The organism is Agrobacterium sp. ST15.13.013 (assembly GCF_027956525.1).
GTDB classification, from domain to species: domain Bacteria; phylum Pseudomonadota; class Alphaproteobacteria; order Rhizobiales; family Rhizobiaceae; genus Agrobacterium; species Agrobacterium salinitolerans.
Window position 1 is genome coordinate 1 of sequence record NZ_JAQKGP010000125.1, and the last position, 374, is coordinate 374.

The 374-nt window shown below is 52.7% G+C and carries 1 protein-coding gene; it reads right to left on the reverse strand.

What is annotated here, in order from left to right:
* The coding region (locus PL597_RS26190) for a DDE-type integrase/transposase/recombinase (RefSeq protein ID WP_271366677.1) at nucleotides 1-374 on the reverse strand (374 nt) is incomplete at both ends.

The following is a 374-nucleotide window of genomic DNA, read 5'->3' on the forward strand; positions in this document are numbered from 1 at the left end:
CCATAATAAAATGCTGAGGCCTGGCCTTTGCGTAGTGCACGCATCACCTCAATACCTTTGATGGTGGCGTAAGCCGTCTTCATGGATTTAAATCCCAGCGTGGCGCCGATTATCCGTTTCAGTTTGCCATGATCGCATTCAATCACGTTGTTCCGGTACTTAATCTGTCGGTGTTCAACGTCAGACGGGCACCGGCCTTCGCGTTTGAGCAGAGCAAGCGCGCGACCATAGGCGGGCGCTGTATCCGTGTTGATGAATCGCGGGATCTGCCACTTCTTCAAGTGGTTGAGGATTTTACCCAGAAACCGGTATGCAGCTTTGCTGTTACGACGGGAGGAGAGATAAAAATCGACAGTGCGGCCCCGGCTGTCGAA